The following is a 22,040-nucleotide window of genomic DNA, read 5'->3' as shown; positions in this document are numbered from 1 at the left end:
ATATCATTGATGATAGTTTGGGTCATTAATACTTTTTACATTTTACAACTGAATTCCCTTTTTGTCAAATGACAATGGTCTTTCTTGTTGACTGTCATAGCTTTGCCTCATAAAATTAAAGTACGAATATGGATATTGTATTAGGATTGCAATGGGGAGATGAAGGTAAAGGAAAGTTTATTGATCTTATCAGTGAAAATTATGACATTACAGCGCGTTTTAATGGCGGATCTAATGCTGGACACAGCATTGAAAGAAACGGGCGTAGAATAACTCTTAAAATGATTCCTTCAGGGATTTTCATGAAAGGAGTACAGAATGTAATTGGTACAGGAACTGTTCTGGATCCTGTAAGTTTTAAAAAAGAAATTGCAAATCTTCAGATATTTGATCTCACAGTTCAGCCTGAAGGCAATGTGATTATTTCTCTTAAAGCGCACTTTGTACTGCCTACTCACAAGCTTCTCGATGTTTTTATGGAAGAAAGTCCGGATTATACAACGATAGGAACAACCAAAAACGGGATTGCACAGGCGTATTCAAATAAAATTTTAAGACAGAATGTAAGAGTTGGAGATATGTTTGCTCCTGACTTTAGAAGTAGAGTGCTGCATATTTTAGAAAGAGATTATAAAATGCTGACAGCAGGAGGTATGGTACTGCCTTCTTTGAAGGAAATAAGTAATGAGTTTTTTGAAGCCGTAGAATTTCTGAAGAGATTCAAATGTACTGAGACAGAAATATATTTAAACAATGCTCTGACAGAAGGAAAAACAATATTAGCTGAAGGATCTCAGGCTGCCATGCTGGATATTGACCATGGAACGTATCCTCATGTCACTTCTTCTTCCACAACAGCTTCAGGAGCAAGCAGTGGACTGGGGGTTTCACCGAAAAAGATAGGTGATATATTTGGGATTGCAAAAGCATATTGCACAAGAGTAGGGAACGGAGTATTTCCAACAGAGTTATTTGATGAATTAGGTGAAGAGATCCGAACAAAAGGAAATGAATTTGGTTCCAATACAGGGCGCCCGAGAAGAACAGGCTGGCTGGATTTACCTGCTTTAAAATATGCGGTAATGATCAACGGCGTAACCCAGCTGGTTCTGACGAAAGCAGATGTGTTAAGCGGATTACCATCAGTAGCAGTGTGCACTCATTATGAACTGGAAGATGGAAAAACAGTAGATGTAACAGGTTTACTTCCTGAAAATGGAAAACCCGTACTGAAATGGATGAAGGGATGGAATGCTGATTTCTCCACGATGAAAAGTCCTTCAGAATTGCCACAAGAATTAATTGAGTTTTTATCATTTTTGGAGGCTGAATTGGGAATTCCGGTGGCTTATCTTTCAACAGGTCCGGGAAGACATGAAATGTTAAGATTAACAAGTAAATAATTATTGAGCAGAAATTATATACTGATCCGATAAACAAAAGAGGTTAGGAAATACATTTCCTAACCTCTTTAGATTTGTATGAAAAAAGTTTAGTTAACTTTTGTAAGTATAAAACGCTGCTTTGTAGAAGGCTGAACCGTTTGATCTGTAGTGCCAATTACAATAGGGGTAAGATTAGCGGTTAAGCCATTCTTTACTTCTAATCTCAGTGCTGGTGCATTCTTAGGAGCGAATCCAAAGCCATTATTTCCCAGATTGAATAATAACCATTTCTGAGAATCTGTATTAGCATTGGTTCTTAATTCAACAGCCGTTCCATTCGTTGTTCCGTTACTTTTCACGGTTAATACCTTTGCAGGATCCAATATAGATTTTATGATGTAATAACCATGATCTGACTTGCTGAAAGTAAATCTCTGGTTATTCTCGGTAGAGGCTGAATACAGAATTATGCTGGTGCCGTCTGCAGTAGAGCTCCCGGAAATATCCAAATTTTTATCGCTAGCTAAAGCTGTTCTCATTGTATAAGTTCCGTTGATGGCAGAAGTAGTATTAACAGGTCCATACAAGTGATTTATTCCAGCATAATCACCGGCAGACAATCCTGTTCTTTGCTTTGTAAAAGTGGATCCGTCTAGCTTAGTCATTACAGGCTGGCTTGGGTCTATAGCAAAGTCTGTAGACTGGTACATCATGACTGAACCGAAATCAAATGCACCATGTCCTGCATAATCATTGTAAAGGTTGAAGTTATGGCGGCTTCCTTCTACTGCTTTGTTAACATCTACGATAATATACTGATCTCTGTCTGGACGGCACTGTTCATGCATGATTCCCATAGAATGCATTATTTCATGTGCGATAATTGCGGGATAAGTAATATTATAAATTTTAATACCGTTAACTCTGTTTTTTTGCCATCCAAGTGGTGAACTGTTGCTTGTTGTATAAGTAAAGGTGATGTATTCTGTTTGATTCGTGCGTTCAACAAACTGCACACTGGTTTGAGAAGAAATCATATCAAACGCTTTGTTGATATTGGTAAGGAATGTATTGTAATTCTGAGTGCTCAGACTTCCCTGACTGGGTAATGTATAATAGACCGTTGCATTCGGCCATGTCTTAATAAAGGAGCTTACAATGGTGCTTTTCTCAACGGTTGAAATTTCAGAATTGGCCTGCATTTTTAATTTGTCAAACTGCTCAGAGCTGATAGTAATATCATCTGCATAAAAATATTCACCATTTACTTCATTGACATACGTGTAATTTCCGTTAATCAGTAATTTGTGAATCTTTGTATTGTCCAGCTTCGTTGTTGTAAGATCTATTGAGTCTGCTTGTGCATTTTCAATATCAGACCTACATGAATTCAGTGCCAGAACAAGGCATGCTGATAAGAGTAATAGTTTGTTTTTCATATTATTTAATATTGGTTGGTTGATCAGGTTTGTAAAATATGAACAGCTATATTATTACCGCACGCAAAAGATTGTAACAATAAATCAAATCCCAGGTTTGATTAAATCTTCATTATAATTCAGCCGTGTATTGTAAATATACTCATAAAAGTTATTATTTGTATATAACATAATATAATGATTGTTTTGTTGTTGTTTTGTTTAAAATATGCAATTGTTTCATGTAATAAAATATTTTGATTTAATTTTTACTATTAAATTTTAAATTAAGTTATTTCACAGATATTTGATATAATAGCTAAAACTGTATATTATACTAACATAAAGTTCATTCTATTGACAAATTAATATAGTATGATAGAATTTGAATTGCTATGACTGCAAAAATGTGACCTCATGAATATTATCAATATAAGGCGTTGTACATTGAAGATTCCTGTAATTTAGAGTATAAAAAAGGAGTATTGGCTCGGCTTTACATTATTGATCCTTTCTAACTAGCTTTTATTTAAACATTTTTTCACAAATTCCATAATAATTGGATTCGGTTCTTTTTCTGTAGAAGTTAAAGCAGGCTGAAATAATGTTCCTACAAAAAAGGGATGGGATTTTATTTCAAATGAACGGTAATTTCCGTCTTCAGATATTGAAGTAAGAGACAGTCCGTTCTTTGTCAAAATATCAACATACTTTTCATTAATGCCATAGCTGCAATAATATTTTCCTATGATATTATCCTGATGGATGGTTTGATAGAGAAAACTATTTTTATCAATGAGTTTCAGGTTTTCCTGTTCTCCTTTTAAAGAGCAGGGAAGTTTTTTAATCAATGGATCTGCCCCATCCGGGTTTGTTTCTTCATGATCAGCATTCTGAATACCGCAAACATTTCTTGCAAATTCTATAATCATGTGCTGAAATCCGCCACAATTTCCAAAAGTAGGAATATTATTCTCCCGTGTAAATTGTATGGCTTTAAGGACATTTTCCATATCACGATATGGACTTCCGGGAGCAATCCAAAGTCCTGAATACTTTTGGGTCTCAAAAACAATTTTATTATTAAAAATGTCTGTGGGAATCCAGTCAAACTGAATATCCAGATTTAATTTTTTTTGAATGTTTCTTGTGCTTTCATTTAATGCATGAAGCGTAGAATGGACGGGGTTGAAATCTCCCAGAATGGCAATTTTTTGTATCATAATATTTGTGTATAAAAAAAGCGGGGCAAATACCCCGCTTTACATTTATGCTTTTAAATTCAATTGTAATTCTAATTCGTCGAGCTGTGTATCAGCAATAGAAGCCGGAGCATCAATCATTACATCTCGTCCTGAGTTATTTTTAGGGAATGCAATATAATCTCTGATCACTTCGTTTCCATCAAGAATCGCTACCAAACGGTCAAATCCAAATGCTAAACCTCCATGTGGCGGTGCTCCGTATTTGAAGGCATTCATCAGGAATCCAAACTGTGCTTCAGCTTCTTCTCTGGTGAATCCTAACAAATCAAACATTTTAGACTGAAGGTCTTTATCAAAAATTCTGATAGATCCACCTCCGATTTCGTTTCCGTTAAGAACCATATCATATGCGTTAGCTCTTGCTTTTCCAGGATCTGTTTCCAATAAATGAATATCTTCAGGTTTTGGAGATGTAAACGGATGGTGCATTGCGTGGTAACGGCCGGTTTCCTCATCAAATTCCAATAGAGGGAAGTCAACTACCCAAAGTGGTGCAAATACGTTTCCTTTTCTTAGTCCCAAACGGTTTCCAAGCTCCATTCTTAAAGCAGAAAGCTGAGCTCTTACTTTATTTTCGTTTCCGGAAAGAATCAACATTAAGTCTCCTTCTTTAGCTCCGAATTTTTCGATGATTTTTGCTAAATCTTCTTCGTTGTAGAATTTGTTTACTGATGAGGTTTTCACTCCATCATTCTGGAATTTAGCCCAAACCATTCCTGAAGCTCCAACCTGAGGGCGTTTTACCCAATCAACAAGCTCGTCAATCTGTTTTCTTGTATATTCTGCACATCCTTCTACATTGATTCCAACAACCAATTCTGCATCATCAAATATTTTAAAGTCTTTTCCTTTTACCAGTTCATTCAGTTCTACGAACTCCATTCCGAAACGGATATCCGGTTTGTCATTTCCGTACTTTCTCATCGCATCTGCGAAAGTCATTCTTGGGAAATCTCCGAATTCCTGGCCTGTGATATCTTTAATAAGAGTTTTAGTCATTCCTTCGAATACATTCATTACATCTTCCTGATCTACGAATGCCATCTCACAGTCGATCTGTGTAAACTCCGGCTGTCTGTCGGCTCTTAAATCCTCATCACGGAAACATTTCACAATCTGGAAGTATTTATCCATTCCACCTACCATCAATAGCTGTTTGAAAGTTTGTGGAGACTGTGGCAATGCATAAAACTGTCCCGGGTTCATTCTGCTTGGTACAACAAAGTCTCTTGCTCCTTCCGGAGTAGACTTGATCAGAACAGGTGTTTCCACTTCAATGAAACCTTCATCAGATAAGTAATTTCTTACTTTCTGTGCCATTTTGTGACGGAAGATCAGTTTATCTTTTACCGGATTTCTTCTGATATCCAGATATCTGTATTTCATTCTTAATTCCTCGCCACCATCTGTTTCATCTTCAATAGTGAAAGGAGGCAACTGAGATTCATTCAGAATAGTCAGTTTTTCTACAAGGATTTCAATTTCCCCTGTTGGAATATTAGGATTTTTGCTTACTCTTTCAATAACTCTTCCGGTAGCCTGAATCACAAATTCACGGCCCAGTTTTTTAGCTTCTTCCATCAGTTGTGCAGAAGAACGCTCCTGGTCAAAAACCAGCTGGGTAATTCCGTAACGATCTCGAAGATCTACCCAAATCATAAATCCTTTATCACGGATAGTCTGTACCCATCCTGATAGTGTAACTTCTTCATTCAGATTTTTCAGAGATAGCTCTCCGTTGGTGTGTGATCGAAACATAATTATTTGTTTAAAGTTCAATGTTTAAGGTTCAATTCCGAACCTTGAATTTTTCGTTGGCAAAGATAAGATTTTTGCAGGTTTTATAAATAAAAAAAACTTCCTTTCGGAAGTTTCGTATATTGTTTTCAGGTTTTTTAATTTCTATTACCGCCTTTTTCTGTCAGAATTTTCTTTATTTCTTCAGTACCCTTTGTATCATCAGCTACTTCAAGAGGTGTTTTGTTCTGACATTTTTTATTAACATTGGCCTTGTTGTCCAAAAGGAAATGTATAATATTCTTTCTATCAGACATTACACTGAATCCAAGGGGTGAATAAGCTATATTTCCAACGAGGAAGCATTTGTTGTAATCTCCCGGGGCAAACTGTTTTTTAAATGTTGCCACATCATCAGAATAGATCGCTTTCATCTTTTCCTGAGTCATCTTCTGAGCAGAAAACATACTTCCAGATAGTAACATTCCAAATAGAAAGGTAGTAGAGATTATTTTTTTCATAAGGATACTTTTTTAAGAATATACAAATCTAAATTAAATTTTATTACCAATTGCTAAGTTTTGATAATAATTATCGTTCTATTAATCAGATTATTCTCGTATTAATTATAGAATTGCAAAACTGCTGTTTTAAATATCATGAGTTAAAAATTACTCTAAAAGCTTAATGATTTCTGGTTTCTCATATTTTCGGGCATAATCCAGAGCTGTGTAGCCTGCTGATGTTTTAATCTCTTTTTTTGCTCCATTGGCCAGGAGTTTCTTTGTAAATTCTGTATTTCCATATTTTGCGGCAAACATCAAGGGGGTCTTTCCGTCACATACTTTGTCCAAATCTGCTTTTTCATCAATCAGTTTTTGGAATATCTCTTTACTGTTCATTTTAATGGCTAAGCCTAATAAAGTATAGGTGTTGTTTTCAATTTGATAACAGGTATTGATGTTATTTTTATTGATCAGAGTATTAAAATAAGCGGTATTGTCATACTTCAACATTTGTTTGTGTTCATTAGTCAGTTCTTGAGCACTTGTAAATGTTGAAAATACAACCAATGTCAAAATGATTGTTCTTAAGGTTAAACTGAGTTTCATATTATTGATTTTAAGGTTTAAATTCTAATATATCACCAGGCTGGCAATCCAGTGCTGTACAGATGGCTTCTAACGTTGAAATTTTTAAAGCTTTGGCTTTTCCGTTTTTTAAAATGGATAGATTGGCCTGTGTAATCCCTATTTTTTCAGCCAATTCCTGGGATTGCATTTTTCTTTTTGCAAGCATTACATCAATATTGATAATGATCGGCATAATTATATTGTTAAGTCATTTTCAGTTTGTAATTCATACCCCTTTTTAAAAAACTCCATAATGAAAAGGATCATTATTCCTAAGGTGAGGTGAAGTAATATAAACATCGGATCTATACTGTATACAGATTTATCCATGAAATATAAAACGGCACAATAAACCGGGACGAAAATTATATTGAGGATAGAAAATAGTCTGAGGTCTCGGATTACTTTTATATTAAAAATAATCTCTTTGCTCATTCCTTTGAAAATTCTGAACAGATAAAAAGTAAACAGACTGTAAAACCCAATGAAAAATATAATTGAAATAAAGGTATACAGGGTATAGTTTCCTCTGATTACAGAACCGGTTAATGGTATGTTGAATTCAAAGGTTAATGAGTCAGCAGCTGTTTTTGGGACTTCATTGTTGAAATCCCCGGTTTTAAAAGTATCTGAGAAATACTGTGTGTCTTGATGTATATTGAGATATACCATAATGAATCCAAAAATTAAGTAACCTAAATACAGCAGCTGAGCTATTGAGACAGCCAGCAGAATTTTATTTAAAACTGTGGAGACAGATTTTTCACCAATTAATTTCATGCAGTTATTATTTTTAATTGTTGTAAATGTATAAATATTTATCGTAATACGATAAATATTTGTTGTTAATTTTATTTTAAAGTTTTTGATTTGACTTTTTTTTCAGGAGTAATCGGCGGTCAATAGTTATTAAAAACTTTTCATATGCCAACTTTTAATTGCTTTTGAATGAATACTTTTGCTAAGTAAACTAAAAGAAATCATGACAAAATATGTTGAATTTTTGAAAAAAGCATTCAGTGGCGAAGAAACCGACTTTACGAAGGTGAATATCAGAAGTGCTGTATTGCTTTTAGCGATCCCAATGATGCTGGAAATGGCTATGGAATCTGTATTCGCGCTGGTTGACCTATATTTTGTCGGACACCTGAAAGAAAGTGGTTTTGCTATTCAAACTGTAGGACTTACCGAATCTGTACTTTCTGTGATGTATTCTATTGCGATCGGTATGAGTATGGCGGCAACAGCTTTAGTGGCAAGACGAATCGGGGAGAAAAATCCGGAGCAGGCTTCCAGAAGTGCTGCACAGGTATTACTGGTGTCATTTGCTATTACTTTCGTTTTAAGTTTACTGGGAGTGATTTATGCTGAGGAAATCCTGATTTTAATGGGCTCAAAGCCGGAAGCGGCAGCCTATGGAAAGGATTTTACCAGAATTATGATGAGCAGCAGTACAATCATTATGCTGTTATTTTTAATTAATGGTATTTTCAGAGGTGCAGGAAATGCGATGATTGCTATGAAAAGCTTGTGGATCGCGAATATTGCCAATATTATTCTGTGCCCTATACTGATAAAAGGTTTAGGACCCGTTCCCGCTTTGGGATTGACAGGGGCAGCTTTGGCAACTACAATAGGACGAAGTATCGGAGTAATTTACCAGTTGTATCATCTTTTAGTAGCGGATACCCAAATCCGCATAAAGATTCCTTATTTTAAACCGAATTATGAATTAATCAAATCCATTGTAAAGATCGCAACTCCTGGAATCTTTCAGTTTGTTATCGCTTCATGCAGCTGGATTTTCCTCGCAGAATTGGTAGCGACTACAGGGGGCGAAAATGCATCGGCAGGCTATCAGACGGCTTTAAGACTGATGATGTTCTTTATGCTTCCGGCCTGGGGACTGAGCAATGCGGCGTCTACGCTGGTAGGGCAGAATATGGGAGCAAACGAAATGCTGAGAGCAGAACAATCAGTAATGAAAACTGTAAAATATAATGTCATCTTTATGTTGATTGTAAGTCTGATATTTATTTTTATGGGCAATTTTTTAGTTGGTTTTTTCACTCAGGAAACGGCTATTAAAGATTTTGCTAAAAATGCTCTTCAGATTATGAGTACAGGATTTATTTTCTACGGAATCGGGATGGTAATGATCAACGCATTCAATGGAGCCGGCGATACCTGGACACCTACCTGGGTTAATCTTTTTGGATTCTGGCTGTTTCAGATTCCTCTGGCGTATTTTCTGTCAAAATATCTTGAAATGGGTCCAAAAGGAGTCTTTATTTCAATTCCTGCCGCAGAAACCCTGATTACAATAGTTGCGTTTATCTTATTCAAAAAAGGAAAATGGAAAACGATTAAGGTTTAATTTAAAAGGCTGGGTGCTGGAAGCTGGATGTAGGAAATGCTCAAAAGTCTAAAATCCTTAAATTGCCCTTATCAGTAAGATGAAGGTGATAAATGATTCAATAACAAAGAATAGAAGATAGTAGCCTAAAAGTAACTTCCAGCCTTCTTCCTCATACTTCCCTCCTTAATTTATAAAACTTTAACAGCTTCATTAATTGGATTTTAAGCTTACATTTTTTAAATTCGTAATACAACAAATACATAATACTATGGGAAAAGGAGACAAAAAATCAAGAAGAGGAAAAATCAATTCCGGAAGCTATGGTAAAAGAAGACCTAAAAAAGCCTCGAAATCTTTTGTTGCTTCTGAAGAAAAATCTAAAAAGTAAACAAAAATAAAAAGACCGAAGATCATCTCTCCGGTCTTTTTTTATGAAAATTAAATTAATTATTTACCACCAAGAATATTACCAAGAATGCTGCCTAAACCGCCGCCGCCTTGCTGTTGGTTTCCACCACCGCCCAATACACTTCCAAGTATATCGTTCAGAGGATTTCCGGATGATTGAGCTTGTCCGCCACCTCCTAAAACACTTCCAAGAATGTCATTTAAAGGATTAGATTGCTGAGCCTGAGCCTGGTTGGAAGCATTCCCAAGAATTCCTCCTAAAAGATCTCCAAGACCTCCTGCGCCTACATTGCTCTGTTGCTTCTGCTGTCCGATGTAACCCATTACAACAGGTGCCAGCATCGCCAGGATAGGACCTATTTTGTCAATAGAAATTCCTGTGTTCTGTGAAAGCTGGTTTTCAACCGTACTTTTTTGCCCTCCAAAGATATGATCAAGAATAGATCCGCCCTCGGCCTGTCTTGCTTCAATCTGAGAAGTGTCATTTAAGATACTTCCGTTATGGTCTTTATCTAAAGCATTATTTAAAGCTTCTGCTTCTTTAGCATCCTGAGATTTATTTCTAAGGTAAGAAATAATAAGAGGTGCAGCTACTGCTAATAGGGCGATTACCTGATTTTTGCTGATTCCGAATTTATTTTCAGCCTGTTCAGCAACCTGGTTGCCTGTGTTCCCTGTAAGTAGGTCAATTAAACTCATTTTTTGTGTTTGTTAGTATTAAGTAAATCAAAGTTATCAAAAAATATGTCTCATAAAATGACCGCCTTTCATAATTATTGTTAAAGTTTTCTGATCTGTTCTTCTGTATAGCCTTTGCTTTTTAGCACCTTAATGTATTCTACAGCACTTATTGTCATCCATTCAATTGGTTCGGGTGCTTGTTTTTTATCAATGGTAAACTCCAGAATCCCTACATTGTTATTCATCCATGGAAGAACATAATAATCCAGACCGCCTTTGTACTCCTTGGATGTATGAAATTCTTTCCCTTTTTCTGTTAAGAATGCGACTTTATAAAAGAGAAGATACCCAGCAGGAATCAACAGACATACCCATGAAAATCTTCTCAGGCGGGCATATTTTGCGGAGGAAAGTCCATAGCCGATAGACAAAGCAAAAATTATATTAAAAGGCAAAAAGAAAACGTAATTATCTGATACTGCATAAAACGTTGAAAATCCGTATACGCAGACAGCCCCTGCAGCAAAAACAAAAAACATTTTTCGATTAGTCTTGTATAACATCAGAACACCTGCGACTCCGAAAAATGTAAATACATTGAAATTATAAATAAGATAAGCAAAAGACTGGAAAAAATCTTTCACATACTGAACTGTACTTTTTTTCAAAGAATCTTCCACCCATGTTCCCTGATCAGAGCTATACGGTGATTTGAAGGGAAGTCCCTGGGAGATATTCAGAATAAATAAAGAGCTAAACAATGCTGCAAAAATGAATAGTGAAGCCACTGCATATTTCTTTTCGTTTCTGAAATAAAATAAGAAGACTAATAAAGAAGGTATCAGCAGTATATTTTGAATATGAACCCATAAGCTGATCCCTAAAAACAGACTGCTTAACAGGATGTAAATTCTTTTCTTTTCAATAACACTTTTTATCATTGAAAAGAAAAAAAGGCTTACCCACAGGGAATTGTAAGTATATACTTCTACTATCTCTGCATTTCTCCAAAATGAGAAACTGAAACCGAAAATAAAGGCGGCTGTAAGCGATGCCCATTCTGTTTTTGAAATACTTTTTACAGTGAGATAAATAACGGAAACTGTGGCTGCTCCTGAAGAAACAACCAAAAACCGGCTTGCTTCAATAGCATTAATACCCGCCAGATTTTTAATAAAGATAACAGTATTGATATATAAAAAGTGACTGGTTGCTGAAGCAGTTGTTTCCCATATCCCTTTTTCTGCACTCAACACAAATCCTACACAATCGGCAAAAGGAATTTTTGAAAAACTTCCGAAATAGTAGATACCAAGAAAAATAATAAACAAAAATACAGCTGATAAATATTTGTTCATATTAGTTCTTTATGATAGGAACATTAGAACAGGCTTCTCCAAACATCAGGGATTTTACAATGGGTTTTAACTGTTCAACCAGTTCTATATATGCATTTTCAGGAATATCTTTATCTGAACAGCCTTTTACCAGAACTCTTTTGCCTCTCATTTCTTCAAAATCATGCGTCTGGATAGCATTGTGCATTAAAATAACATCAAGATCCTCCCGGCTTCCGAAGACTATTTTTTTGGCAACATCAGTAAGTTTTGCGGTCAATACAAAATAAGCCCAAAGCGGGATAATCGTATCTACAGAATTGTAAATGTATATGTATGAGTCTTTGTATAGTTCAGTATCTATAGCCTCTACCTTTTCACGAAAATCTTTTTCTTTGAGGATCATTTCCTGAAAAAGAAAATCTTTAAGGTCAATACCTTTTCTTTCTCCCTTTGGAAGTAAAGTGGCAAGGTCAAAATTGATAAGGCCGCTTTCGGCAATTTTATTCCGGATTTCAAATTCTTCTGACATTTTTTATCATTATCTTTGAACAAATTTACGAATTAAGATCATATCTATTTTAATTTGTTCTCTATCCTTACTATAGAAATGAAGTATTATATTATTGCAGGAGAAGCTTCAGGTGATTTGCACGGAAGCAACTTGATGAAAGCCTTAAAACAAAAGGATCCGAATGCGGAGTTTAGGTTTTGGGGTGGTGATCTGATGAAAGCTCAGGGCGGAACACTGGTAAAACATTACCGTGACCTTGCTTTTATGGGGTTTCTGGAAGTGGTGATGAATCTCAGAACCATTCTGAATAATATCAAATTCTGTAAAGAGGATATTCGGAAGAACAGACCTGATGTTTTGATTTTGGTTGATTATCCCGGGTTCAACCTGAGGATTGCCAGATTTGCCAAAGAACTTGGTATCAAAGTCGTGTATTATATTTCTCCGCAGCTTTGGGCATGGAAAGAAGGACGGGTAGAAACTATCAAAAAATATGTGGATGAAATGATGGTGATTCTTCCTTTTGAAGAAGATTTTTACAGAAAACATGGAGTTCATTCTCACTTTGTAGGCCATCCTTTGCTGGATGCTATTTCGGATCTGCAGGAAATCAGTATTGAAAGTTTCAAATCGGAGCACGGACTGAACGAAAAAGAAATCATTGCGCTTCTGCCAGGTTCCAGAGAACAGGAAGTGGAAAAAATGCTTGAAATAATGCTTTCCGTAAGACCGCATTTTAAAAACTATCAGTTTGTAATTGCCGGAGCACCGAGTCTTCCTAAAGAGTTTTATCAGAAATATGTGGATGATAATGTTCATTTTGTATCCAACAAAACATATGATTTGTTAAGATGTTCCAAAGCAGCTCTTGTTACTTCCGGAACAGCTACCTTAGAAACAGCCTTGTTAAATATTCCTGAAGTGGTTTGTTACCGTGGAAGTAAGATTTCCTATGCTATTGCTAAAAGATTAGTGAAAAACATTAATTATATTTCTCTGGTTAATCTTATCATGGACAGAGAAGTGGTGAAAGAATTAATACAAAATGATCTGAATACTAAAAACCTGGTCGAAGAACTCAGTAAAATCATAGAAGGAGAAAAAAGAACTCAGGTTCTGAATGATTACAGCCTTCTGAGAGAAAAACTGGGTGGAAAAGGTGCCAGTGACCATGCTGCTGAGGTAATATTAAAAGTTTGATGTTGCCGGGGTTTTTGAGAATTTAATTTACTTTTTAACTATGAATTATTGTAACCGTTTTCTGGTATTACTGACATTTACATTATTCTTCTCAAACAGTTTTGCACAGCAGAACAATACAAGAGATAAAGTTCAGATATTCTATTATGGCTGGTATGGAAATCCTGAAACGGACGGAAGTTATCAGCATTGGAACCATGAAATCCTTCCTCACTGGAGTAATCCGAAGTGGAACAATCTCGGACATCATAAAGGCGGAGATGATATTGGGGCCAATTTTTATCCTGCACTTGGAAATTATAGCTCGAATGATTCAAAGATCATTGAAAAGCATATGAGAATGATCAAAGAATCTGGAGTGGGAGTAGTTGTTGTCAGCTGGCTGGGGAAAGATTCATTTACGGATAAAAGTCTTATCAAATACCTCGATATTGCCGATCATTTTGATTTAAAAATTGCATTTCACATTGAGCCGTTTTATAAAAATACTTCGGAATTAAAAGAACAGCTTTCTTATCTCGTAAAAACATATTCCGGTCATCACGCCTTCTATAAAAAGGAAGGAAAACCATTGTTTTATGTTTACGACAGTTATAAAATTTCTAAAGAAGAATGGTCTGAAATGCTATCTAAAGACGGAGAAAAAACCGTTAGAAATACAGATCTAGATGCTCTTTACATTGGATTATGGGTTGAAAAAGACGATGCAAAGTTTTTTGATTCATCCGGATTTGATGGTTTCTATACTTATTTTGCCAGTGAAGGTTTTGTATATGGAAGCACAACGGCTAACTGGAATTTTATGGCCCAATATGCTAAAGACCATCATATGATTTTTATTCCTTGTGTTGGTCCAGGTTATTCGGATACCAGAATCCGCCCATGGAACGAAGCTAATTTCAAAAGCAGAAACAATGGGAAGTATTACGAAAATATGTTTGATGCTGCCATCAAAGTAAATCCGGACTTCATCGGAATCACATCATTCAATGAATGGCATGAAGGAACACAGATAGAACCTGCTATTCCTAAAAAAGTGGGAGATTTCAAATATGAAGATTATGGGAAAGATCCTTTATTTTATATCAAAGAAACGAAGCGTTTGGCGGATAAATTTCTGAAAAAGAAATAACACACTTTCAATCTTTGATTTCATAGCAAAAAATCAAGTGTTCTGTTGATAACTTTAATATGCTGCGAAGTGCTTATTTGGTTATTCAAGAGATAATACTTCATGGATTAATTATCTATTTTACAAGGATAATTAATTGAAATTGCAAAAGCAGCCTCTTCTTATTCTGGTTATATGTTTTATTCTTGGAATTTTTTTTCAAGAGAAAATGGTATTGACAGGTATTGCACTTTATTTGGTTATTGTGATTTGCCTGATTATTTTGGCTGCAATATGTTTTCATTCTTATTTCTTACATAAAATCAAAGCTTTTTTGCTGGGACTTCTATTCTTTGGAACAGGGATTATTCTTCATTTTCATAATACTTTTTCAGCGGATGTTTCTTCATTTGTAAAGAAAAAAGAAACAGTTACTTTTACAATCTCTCAAAAATTAAATACTACTGAGAAATATAAAAAATATGAAGGGACAGCACAGGTAGGAAACACAACTTTTAACTCAATAGTGTATGTTCCGAAGGATATCAAAGAGTTGGATTTTCTTCATTATTACAAAGCGGAAGCTTATATAACACAACCAAAAACGCCCCAATATGATTTTCAGTTCCACTATGCCAGATATTTGAGACGAAAACATATTAATTATCAGGTTTATCTTTCAAAAGAAATTGTATCTGCAGAACGTGATGATTTAACTCCTGCAGATAAGCTGCGCCAATATAGATTTTTGGTTCTCAAAAATATTGATGAAACCGGAATTTCAGGAAAAACCAAAGAATTTTTAAAAGGAATCATTCTGGCAGACCGTACAGAGATTGATGCAGATACTGTACAGGATTTCAATAAATCCGGACTGGTTCATTTTCTCGCTATTTCCGGAACTCATATTGTGGTTATTTTCGGGATGTTTTACTTTTTGCTGATTCGTTGTATTCCCTTAAAATTCAGAAAATATGCAGTCGTTCTAAGCCTGGTTTTTATTTGGCTGTTTGCTGCTTTTATCGGATTTGGAAATTCAGTGCTGCGTTCCTGTATCATGCTGAGTGTCTATTTTATTTTTGTATTGCTTCAGCGGAAACCAGACCTGCTTCATTCATTGGCTTTATCCGCTTTTTTTATTTTGACTGGAGATACACAGCAGTTTTTCGATGTAGGATTCCAGCTCAGTTTTTTGGCCGTTTTGGGGATTTTTTGGCTGAATCAGCCTCTCTTGAAATATTTTCCAAAACAAGATAATTACCTTAAAAAACTACTGTTTAATACCATTACAATATCTTTATCTGCTCAATTGGCAACACTTCCTTTGGTACTGTACTACTTTCATCAGTTTTCATTCATTTCAATCGTTGCAAATATTGTCATTGTTCCTTTTTCAGAAATAATCATCGTTTTTTCATTCCTAATGACAGCTCTTATTTCTTTTGGGATTGACTTTGAACTTATAAATGGGATATATGATTTTGTTATTCAGATTTTGCTGAAAATAATCCATTGGTTTGCTGAGGTTGATGTATTATTCTTTGAAAACATTCCAATGAACGGATTGGAGGTGCTGTCAGTGTTTATGATTGTCTATTTATTAAGATCAGTCATCTTAAAATTCAATGTTAAAAATTCTTCAAGACTGATGATGGCTGTCGTCGTATTTCTGATTATAAGAACGGGAAGTAATGTGTTTGAAAATCAGAGAGAAGAGGTGTTGATTCATACATTCAACAAAACCAATATTTTTTCAATAAAAAGGGGAGATAAGGCTTGTTTCTGGATTTCGGATATGGAAAATAAGGACAAGGTTTTACAGTTTGTTGTGAAGCCTTACTGCTCTTCTCGAAGAATAAATCATTTTGAACTTAAAACCTTTTCAGATTCAGTTCAAAAAGTAGTTTTCAGGAATGAGAGTTACGATTTGAGATAATGGTTATCATTTATGTGTTTTCCTGCATTTATAATGTATGGAATTCTTATTTAGAAACATTACAAACTGTCTATTTGTGAGATTTCTCACTTTTCGATATTGTTAAACTTTCTTAATTTTGTAGAAATTCAAATTTAAACTTATATGGCAGGTTTAACGAGTTCTACGATAGGTAGAAAATATGCTATGGCATTATCAGCTCTATTTTTGCTGATTTTTCTTATACTGCATTTGACGACCAATTTGTTATCAGTTCTGAATAAGGATGCATTCAATACAGCATCAGACTTCATGGGCTATAATCCTTTTGTGCAGTTCTTAATGCAGCCTATTCTTGGTTTTGCAGTAATTTTCCATTTCATTATGGGATTTGTGCTTGAGATCAAGAATAATAAAGCGCGTCCGGTAAAGTATGCAGCAAACAATGCATCTGTGAATTCTTCATGGATGTCCAGAAATATGATTATTTCGGGTGCTGTTATTTTAGCTTTCCTAGCGCTTCACTTATATGATTTCTGGCTGCATGAAATCAATTACAAGTATGTAGAAGGATTGACTCCGGATGCAGAACGTTTCTGGCCGGAACTTCATGAGAAGTTTGCTGATCTTTGGAGAGTGGCTTTGTATGTGATCTCTTTTGTTTTATTAGGATTACACCTTGCTCACGGATTCCAGTCTTCATTCCAGTCTATCGGAGCAAGACATCCAAAATATACGCCGGTGATCAAAGCTTTCGGGAAATGGTATTCAATCCTTATTCCTGCAGGATTCATCATCGTAGCAGTTTTCCATTTTATAACTCAATAATATCAATATACTAATATGAGTAAATTAGATTCAAGAATTCCAGCGGGTCCTCTTAAAGACAAGTGGAAAAATCATAAAGACCATATGAACCTTGTTGCACCAAACAACAGAGATAAGATTGATATTATTGTTGTAGGTACGGGTTTGGCAGGAGGTTCTGCAGCAGCTACATTGGCTGAGCAAGGATACAACGTAAAAGCGTTCTGCTACCAGGATTCACCAAGAAGAGCACACTCTATTGCAGCTCAGGGAGGGATCAACGCAGCTAAGAATTACCAGGGTGACGGTGACTCTACTTACAGATTATTCTACGATACCATCAAAGGTGGTGACTATAGAGCAAGAGAGGCCAACGTTTACAGATTAGCTGAAGTTTCTGCAAATATTATTGACCAGTGTGTTTCCCAAGGGGTTCCTTTCGGTAGAGATTACGGTGGTCAGCTAGATAACCGTTCATTTGGTGGGGTTCAGGTAAAAAGAACTTTCTATGCAAAAGGACAAACAGGACAGCAGCTATTATTAGGTGCTTATTCTTCTATGAGCCGTCAGATCGGTAAAGGAAGAATTAAAATGTACAACCGTCATGAAATGCTAGATCTAGTTATTGTTGACGGAAAAGCAAGAGGAATTATTGCGAGAAACCTTGTGACAGGTGAAATTGAAAGACATTCTGCTCACGCTGTAGTAATTGCTTCAGGAGGATACGGAAACGTATATTTCCTTTCTACCAATGCTATGGGATCAAACGTTTCTGCAGCTTGGAAAATCCACAAAAAAGGAGCTTACTTCGCAAACCCTTGTTATGTACAGATTCACCCGACTTGTATTCCTGTTCATGGAACACAGCAGTCTAAACTGACTTTGATGTCTGAATCATTAAGAAACTCAGGAAGAATCTGGGTTCCTAAGAAAATTGAAGATTCTGTAGCCATCAGAGAAGGTAAATTAAGACCTGAAAATATTAAAGAAGAAGATAGAGATTACTATTTAGAAAGAAGATATCCTGCATTTGGTAACTTGGTTCCTCGTGACGTTGCGTCTAGAGCGGGTAAAGAAAGATGTGATGCTGGTTTCGGAATCGAAAATAATGATACTAAAGAAGGTGTTTACTTAGATTTCTCTACAGAAATTATCAAAAAAGGTAAAGAAGCTGCTATTGAAAAGCATATTCATAATCCTAGTGAACAGCAAATTTACGACCTTGGAAAAGCTTGGATTGAAGAAAAATATGGTAACCTATTTGTAATGTACGAAAAGATTACTGCTGATGATCCTTACAAAACTCCAATGAAGATTTATCCTGCGGTTCACTACACAATGGGAGGTGTTTGGGTTGATTATAATCTTCAGTCTACAATTCCTGGATGTTTCGTAATTGGTGAAGCTAACTTCTCAGATCACGGAGCCAACAGACTTGGGGCTTCTGCATTGATGCAGGGTCTTGCGGACGGATATTTCGTGCTTCCTTATACAATTGCAGATTATCTTTCTGCAGATATCAGAACAGGAACTATTCCTACCAATTCAGGAGCGTTTGACGAAGCTGAAAAAGGAATTAAAGAAAAAATAGATTTCTTCTTAAATAATAAAGGAACTCATTCTGTAGACCACTTCCATAAGCAATTAGGAAACATTATGTGGAACAAAGTAGGAATGGGAAGAACTCCTGAAGGGTTAAGAGAGGCAATCAGAGAAATTGAAGAAGTGAAAAACGATTTCTGGAAAAACGTAAAAGTTCCAGGAGATGGTGAAGGAATGAACACTGAACTTGAAAAAGCATTCAGAGTAGCAGACTTCCTTGAACTTGGACAATTAATGGCTATTGATGCATTACACAGAAATGAATCTTGTGGTGGGCATTTTAGAGAAGATCATGCTACTCCGGAAGGTGAAGCAGAAAGAGATGACGTAAACTTCAAATATGTAGGAGCTTGGGAATATCAGGGTGATGATATCAAACAAGAAATTCTGCATAAAGAAGAACTTATCTATGACAATATCGAAGTTAAAGCGAGAAGTTACAAATAATCTCCAACCTATAAATATAACATTATGAGTGCAAAAAAAGGCCTTCATCTTACGCTGAAAATTTGGAGACAAAAAAATAGTAAAACTAAAGGTCAGTTTGAGACCTACAAAATATCAGATGTATCTACAGACTCTTCATTTTTGGAAATGCTGGATATTCTGAATGAAAACTTAATTAACGAGGGAAAAGAACCTATCGCTTTCGACCACGACTGTCGTGAAGGAATCTGCGGTATGTGTTCACTTTACATCAATGGTAGAGCTCACGGGCCGGATACAGGGATCACAACCTGCCAGCTTCACATGAGAATGTTCAAAGATGGAGAAACGATCGTTATTGAACCTTGGAGAAGTGCTGCTTTCCCTGTTATCAAAGATTTGATGGTAGACAGAAGCGCATTCGACAGAGTAATGGCAGCAGGAGGTTTCATCTCTGTAAATACTTCCGGTAATACATTGGATGCTAACGCAATTCCGGTTCCAAAAGAAGATGCAGACAAAGCAATGGATGCAGCTGCTTGTATTGGATGTGGAGCTTGTGTAGCGACTTGTAAAAACGGATCTGCAATGCTATTTGTAGGCGCTAAAGTTTCTCAGTATGCATTACTTCCTCAAGGTAGAGTAGAAGCTAAAAGAAGAGTTCTGAACATGGTGAAAGCTATGGATGAAGAAGGATTCGGTAACTGTTCAAACACCGGAGCATGTGAAGTAGAATGTCCTAAAGGTATTTCTCTTGAAAACATCGCAAGAATGAACAGAGAATACATGGCTGCTCTTGTAGATCAAGGATAGAATTGATTCAAATACATAAAAAATCGCCTTCATTTTTGGAGGCGATTTTTTTATGAAATGCTAAGTCCTGTTAAAGTTTGTTAACTTATTAGCAGGTTTTAGTCATTCTTTATTTAATAAGTATATATTTGGAGGGTAGTTGAAACATTTTTTTTAAACTTTCAAATACAGCATGCCACTCGGAAAGAGACAATTGAAATAATTGGAATAACCCTCTTGAAAGGTGATAATAAAATTTTTAAAAAAAATAATTAGTGTGAATTAGCAAGCCCTAAAAAGCGTATTTTTGTGTAATATTAAAAATTGAAATGAAAAAATATCTTTTATTGTTTATCATCACAGTTTTTGTGATGTCTTGTTCAAAAAAAGTAGAAGTAAAAGGAAAAATTACTGGAAGCTCATCATTAGAAAGAATTGAATTTGTAGAAGCTTCAGGAGTAGGAACCCTGCCTTTGATTAATATAGGTTTAGATAAAGACGGAAACTTTTCAGGAAGCTTTGATGCTCCTAAAGACGGTATGTACGTGATCAACTATGCGGGCAGACAAAACCTGATTTATCTTGAAGGAGGACAAAAAGTGAATATTTCAGGAAACGGAACTACTTTCCCAAATGAATTTGTGATTACCGGAGATGCTAAAAAGAATAATGATTTTCTTACAGCTTCTCAAAAGTTCTTAGCTGAATATGGTACTAAAGTTAATATAGCTGCCTTAATGGGTGGAGATGAAGCGGCATTCCTTAAAGGTATGCATAAAATTGAAGCAGATATTAATAAAAATGTAGATGATCTTGCAAAGAAAAATAATCCTAGCAAAGCACTTTTGGAGTGGAAGAAAAATGATGTGAAAGTTACCATTCTTAATTTGATTGCCAACTATGAAATGTCTCACGGACCAATGTCTGGAAACCCATCTTACAAAGCTACTAAAGCATTAAAGGATTACGAAGCTCAGTTGGAAACAGATAAAGAAGCGATGGTGAAAACAATCCCTCTTTACAGACAATATCTTCTTGTAAAAATGACTCCGGATTTCCAGAAGTATGCAGAAGCAAACAGCAAAGGAAAAACAGGAATTACAACTTCTGAGATGTTTGCTCAGTACTTAAAAACAAAGAAAGATTTATCTCAGACTGCAAAAGATTATCTTTTGGCATTTGTAATGGCTCAGGCGGATATTCATCCAACAACTCCGGCTGCAAACATTGATAAAATCAAAAAGATTATTGATTCAGATATTAAAGATGCTACCATTAAAAGTGACCTTTTAAAAATGCAGGTGGCTATTACTGGGCTTAAAATCGGAGATGCAGCTCCTGAAGCAGCTGTAGCAAAGCAGGATGGAAAGGCTTATAAACTTTCTGAAAACAAAGGAAAACCCTATATGCTATTCTTCTACGCTTCATGGAATCCTTACATCAGTGAAGCTACAGTACCTGTATTAAAAGAAGTAGTAAACTTTTATAAGTCTAAAATGAACTTTGTGTTTGTAAACGTAGATGACACAAAAGATCAGTTCATTAAAACAAGCAATTCTCTTTTAAAAGGAATTCAGGGAGTGAATGTTTACGGAGAAGGAGGTCTGAACTCTGATATTGCTAAGAAATATGGTGTATACGGATTCAAATTACCTTGCTTTGTGATCATCGATAAAGATGGTAAAATTGCCAGCAGATCATTTGTAAACCTTGGTGAGCAGGAACTGGTAACTATTCTGGATAAACAGACTGGTCTTTCGGCTCCAAAAGCAGAACCAATGCAGATGCAGCCACAATTACAGCTTGATCCTTCTGCAGCTCAGCAGCAAGCTCCACAGCCAGCAAATCCACAGCCGGCTCCAACAAAATAATAAACTTTAACACAGTATAGAAACCTTATCTTCGGATAAGGTTTTTTTTATTGTATTTTTGCAAACTGAAGCGTAAAAG

Annotated in this window: 20 protein-coding genes; 10 read left to right on the top strand and 10 right to left on the bottom strand. The window is 35.7% G+C overall.

Features of this window, described 5'->3' with window-relative positions:
• The first annotated feature begins 128 nt into the window (after positions 1–128).
• Positions 129–1,403, top strand: a complete 1,275-nt coding sequence (locus tag CHRYMOREF3P_RS11490) for an adenylosuccinate synthase (protein ID WP_180564678.1) — start codon at positions 129–131, stop codon at positions 1,401–1,403.
• 89 nt (positions 1,404–1,492) lie between these two features.
• On the opposite strand, the gene CHRYMOREF3P_RS11485 is transcribed toward CHRYMOREF3P_RS11490, so the two are convergent.
• The 7 genes from CHRYMOREF3P_RS11485 to CHRYMOREF3P_RS11455 all read right to left on the bottom strand — a co-directional run bounded on the left by CHRYMOREF3P_RS11485 (position 1,493) and on the right by CHRYMOREF3P_RS11455 (position 7,718).
• Positions 1,493–2,824, bottom strand: a complete 1,332-nt coding sequence (locus CHRYMOREF3P_RS11485; RefSeq protein WP_180564677.1) for a M12 family metallopeptidase — start codon at positions 2,822–2,824, stop codon at positions 1,493–1,495.
• Between the two features lie 497 nt (positions 2,825–3,321).
• Positions 3,322–4,026 carry a glutamine amidotransferase-related protein gene (locus tag CHRYMOREF3P_RS11480; protein WP_180564676.1) on the bottom strand — a complete coding sequence of 235 codons (705 nt, stop codon included), beginning with the start codon at positions 4,024–4,026 and terminating at the stop codon, positions 3,322–3,324.
• 45 nt (positions 4,027–4,071) lie between these two features.
• The gene (gene aspS / locus CHRYMOREF3P_RS11475) at positions 4,072–5,826 is read right to left on the bottom strand and encodes an aspartate--tRNA ligase (protein WP_180564675.1); all 1,755 of its coding nucleotides are present in this window, start codon (positions 5,824–5,826) and stop codon (positions 4,072–4,074) included.
• 137 nt (positions 5,827–5,963) lie between these two features.
• On the bottom strand, positions 5,964–6,326 hold the full coding sequence (locus CHRYMOREF3P_RS11470) for a hypothetical protein (protein ID WP_139348588.1): 363 nt from the start codon (positions 6,324–6,326) through the stop codon (positions 5,964–5,966).
• A gap of 150 nt (positions 6,327–6,476) precedes the next feature.
• A complete protein-coding gene (locus CHRYMOREF3P_RS11465) occupies positions 6,477–6,917 on the bottom strand; it encodes an ankyrin repeat domain-containing protein (protein ID WP_077418858.1) in 441 nt (146 codons plus the stop codon).
• 10 nt (positions 6,918–6,927) lie between these two features.
• Positions 6,928–7,131, bottom strand: coding sequence for a helix-turn-helix domain-containing protein (locus tag CHRYMOREF3P_RS11460; RefSeq protein ID WP_077418859.1), 204 nt, complete (start codon positions 7,129–7,131; stop codon positions 6,928–6,930).
• 2 nt (positions 7,132–7,133) lie between these two features.
• Positions 7,134–7,718, bottom strand: coding sequence for a DUF2975 domain-containing protein (locus CHRYMOREF3P_RS11455; RefSeq protein ID WP_077418860.1), 585 nt, complete (start codon positions 7,716–7,718; stop codon positions 7,134–7,136).
• A gap of 202 nt (positions 7,719–7,920) precedes the next feature.
• Between CHRYMOREF3P_RS11455 and CHRYMOREF3P_RS11450 the strand changes: the two genes are divergently transcribed.
• On the top strand, positions 7,921–9,315 hold the full coding sequence (locus CHRYMOREF3P_RS11450) for an MATE family efflux transporter (protein WP_077418861.1): 1,395 nt from the start codon (positions 7,921–7,923) through the stop codon (positions 9,313–9,315).
• 250 nt (positions 9,316–9,565) lie between these two features.
• Positions 9,566–9,685 carry a 30S ribosomal protein THX gene (locus CHRYMOREF3P_RS11445; protein WP_002976304.1) on the top strand — a complete coding sequence of 40 codons (120 nt, stop codon included), beginning with the start codon at positions 9,566–9,568 and terminating at the stop codon, positions 9,683–9,685.
• 59 nt (positions 9,686–9,744) lie between these two features.
• Here CHRYMOREF3P_RS11445 and CHRYMOREF3P_RS11440 read toward each other — a convergent pair whose 3' ends face one another.
• The 3 genes from CHRYMOREF3P_RS11440 to CHRYMOREF3P_RS11430 form a co-directional block, all read right to left on the bottom strand.
• Positions 9,745–10,404 carry a DUF937 domain-containing protein gene (locus tag CHRYMOREF3P_RS11440; protein ID WP_149387223.1) on the bottom strand — a complete coding sequence of 220 codons (660 nt, stop codon included), beginning with the start codon at positions 10,402–10,404 and terminating at the stop codon, positions 9,745–9,747.
• Between the two features lie 80 nt (positions 10,405–10,484).
• The gene (locus CHRYMOREF3P_RS11435; RefSeq protein ID WP_180564674.1) at positions 10,485–11,744 is read right to left on the bottom strand and encodes a protein O-mannosyl-transferase family; all 1,260 of its coding nucleotides are present in this window, start codon (positions 11,742–11,744) and stop codon (positions 10,485–10,487) included.
• A gap of 1 nt (position 11,745) precedes the next feature.
• A complete protein-coding gene (locus CHRYMOREF3P_RS11430; protein WP_077418864.1) occupies positions 11,746–12,255 on the bottom strand; it encodes a DUF2480 family protein in 510 nt (169 codons plus the stop codon).
• A gap of 78 nt (positions 12,256–12,333) precedes the next feature.
• Between CHRYMOREF3P_RS11430 and lpxB the strand changes: the two genes are divergently transcribed.
• From lpxB to CHRYMOREF3P_RS11395, 7 genes are all read left to right on the top strand, one after another.
• Positions 12,334–13,437, top strand: coding sequence for a lipid-A-disaccharide synthase (gene lpxB / locus CHRYMOREF3P_RS11425; protein ID WP_180564673.1), 1,104 nt, complete (start codon positions 12,334–12,336; stop codon positions 13,435–13,437).
• Positions 13,438–13,477: 40 nt separating this feature from the next.
• Complete coding sequence (locus CHRYMOREF3P_RS11420) at positions 13,478–14,569, top strand: glycoside hydrolase family 99 protein (RefSeq protein ID WP_180564672.1); 1,092 nt, start codon at positions 13,478–13,480, stop codon at positions 14,567–14,569.
• Between the two features lie 136 nt (positions 14,570–14,705).
• Positions 14,706–16,484, top strand: a complete 1,779-nt coding sequence (locus tag CHRYMOREF3P_RS11415) for a ComEC/Rec2 family competence protein (RefSeq protein ID WP_180564671.1) — start codon at positions 14,706–14,708, stop codon at positions 16,482–16,484.
• 144 nt (positions 16,485–16,628) lie between these two features.
• A complete protein-coding gene (locus CHRYMOREF3P_RS11410; protein WP_047386045.1) occupies positions 16,629–17,291 on the top strand; it encodes a succinate dehydrogenase cytochrome b subunit in 663 nt (220 codons plus the stop codon).
• Positions 17,292–17,306: 15 nt separating this feature from the next.
• Complete coding sequence (locus tag CHRYMOREF3P_RS11405; RefSeq protein ID WP_180564670.1) at positions 17,307–19,319, top strand: fumarate reductase/succinate dehydrogenase flavoprotein subunit; 2,013 nt, start codon at positions 17,307–17,309, stop codon at positions 19,317–19,319.
• A 24-nt stretch (positions 19,320–19,343) separates the two neighbouring features.
• Positions 19,344–20,111: a succinate dehydrogenase/fumarate reductase iron-sulfur subunit gene (locus CHRYMOREF3P_RS11400; RefSeq protein WP_062675785.1), complete on the top strand. Its 768-nt coding sequence runs from the start codon at positions 19,344–19,346 to the stop codon at positions 20,109–20,111.
• A 308-nt stretch (positions 20,112–20,419) separates the two neighbouring features.
• Entirely contained in the window at positions 20,420–21,961 is a 1,542-nt protein-coding gene (locus tag CHRYMOREF3P_RS11395; protein WP_077418869.1) for a TlpA family protein disulfide reductase, read from the top strand.
• Positions 21,962–22,040: the final 79 nt, after the last annotated feature.

The organism is Chryseobacterium sp. JV274 (genome assembly GCF_903969135.1).
Classification (GTDB): domain Bacteria; phylum Bacteroidota; class Bacteroidia; order Flavobacteriales; family Weeksellaceae; genus Chryseobacterium.
The sequence above is the reverse complement of the archived record's forward strand: the minus strand, read 5'-3'. Positions and strand labels throughout refer to the sequence as shown.

Bases quoted from the DNA above. Each gene is read 5' to 3' on its own strand.
- CHRYMOREF3P_RS11440 (WP_149387223.1), bottom strand. From the start codon at position 10,404: ATGAGTTTAATTGACCTACTTACAGGGAACACAGGCAACCAGGTTGCT.
- CHRYMOREF3P_RS11465 (WP_077418858.1), bottom strand. From the start codon at position 6,917: ATGAAACTCAGTTTAACCTTAAGAACAATCATTTTGACATTGGTTGTA.
- aspS (WP_180564675.1), bottom strand. From the start codon at position 5,826: ATGTTTCGATCACACACCAACGGAGAGCTATCTCTGAAAAATCTGAAT.
- CHRYMOREF3P_RS11410 (WP_047386045.1), top strand. From the start codon at position 16,629: ATGGCAGGTTTAACGAGTTCTACGATAGGTAGAAAATATGCTATGGCA.
- CHRYMOREF3P_RS11450 (WP_077418861.1), top strand. From the start codon at position 7,921: ATGACAAAATATGTTGAATTTTTGAAAAAAGCATTCAGTGGCGAAGAA.
- CHRYMOREF3P_RS11400 (WP_062675785.1), top strand. From the start codon at position 19,344: ATGAGTGCAAAAAAAGGCCTTCATCTTACGCTGAAAATTTGGAGACAA.
- CHRYMOREF3P_RS11405 (WP_180564670.1), top strand. From the start codon at position 17,307: ATGAGTAAATTAGATTCAAGAATTCCAGCGGGTCCTCTTAAAGACAAG.
- CHRYMOREF3P_RS11420 (WP_180564672.1), top strand. From the start codon at position 13,478: ATGAATTATTGTAACCGTTTTCTGGTATTACTGACATTTACATTATTC.
- CHRYMOREF3P_RS11445 (WP_002976304.1), top strand. From the start codon at position 9,566: ATGGGAAAAGGAGACAAAAAATCAAGAAGAGGAAAAATCAATTCCGGA.
- CHRYMOREF3P_RS11480 (WP_180564676.1), bottom strand. From the start codon at position 4,026: ATGATACAAAAAATTGCCATTCTGGGAGATTTCAACCCCGTCCATTCT.
- CHRYMOREF3P_RS11485 (WP_180564677.1), bottom strand. From the start codon at position 2,824: ATGAAAAACAAACTATTACTCTTATCAGCATGCCTTGTTCTGGCACTG.
- lpxB (WP_180564673.1), top strand. From the start codon at position 12,334: ATGAAGTATTATATTATTGCAGGAGAAGCTTCAGGTGATTTGCACGGA.
- CHRYMOREF3P_RS11395 (WP_077418869.1), top strand. From the start codon at position 20,420: ATGAAAAAATATCTTTTATTGTTTATCATCACAGTTTTTGTGATGTCT.
- CHRYMOREF3P_RS11455 (WP_077418860.1), bottom strand. From the start codon at position 7,718: ATGAAATTAATTGGTGAAAAATCTGTCTCCACAGTTTTAAATAAAATT.
- CHRYMOREF3P_RS11470 (WP_139348588.1), bottom strand. From the start codon at position 6,326: ATGAAAAAAATAATCTCTACTACCTTTCTATTTGGAATGTTACTATCT.
- CHRYMOREF3P_RS11430 (WP_077418864.1), bottom strand. From the start codon at position 12,255: ATGTCAGAAGAATTTGAAATCCGGAATAAAATTGCCGAAAGCGGCCTT.
- CHRYMOREF3P_RS11460 (WP_077418859.1), bottom strand. From the start codon at position 7,131: ATGCCGATCATTATCAATATTGATGTAATGCTTGCAAAAAGAAAAATG.
- CHRYMOREF3P_RS11435 (WP_180564674.1), bottom strand. From the start codon at position 11,744: ATGAACAAATATTTATCAGCTGTATTTTTGTTTATTATTTTTCTTGGT.
- CHRYMOREF3P_RS11490 (WP_180564678.1), top strand. From the start codon at position 129: ATGGATATTGTATTAGGATTGCAATGGGGAGATGAAGGTAAAGGAAAG.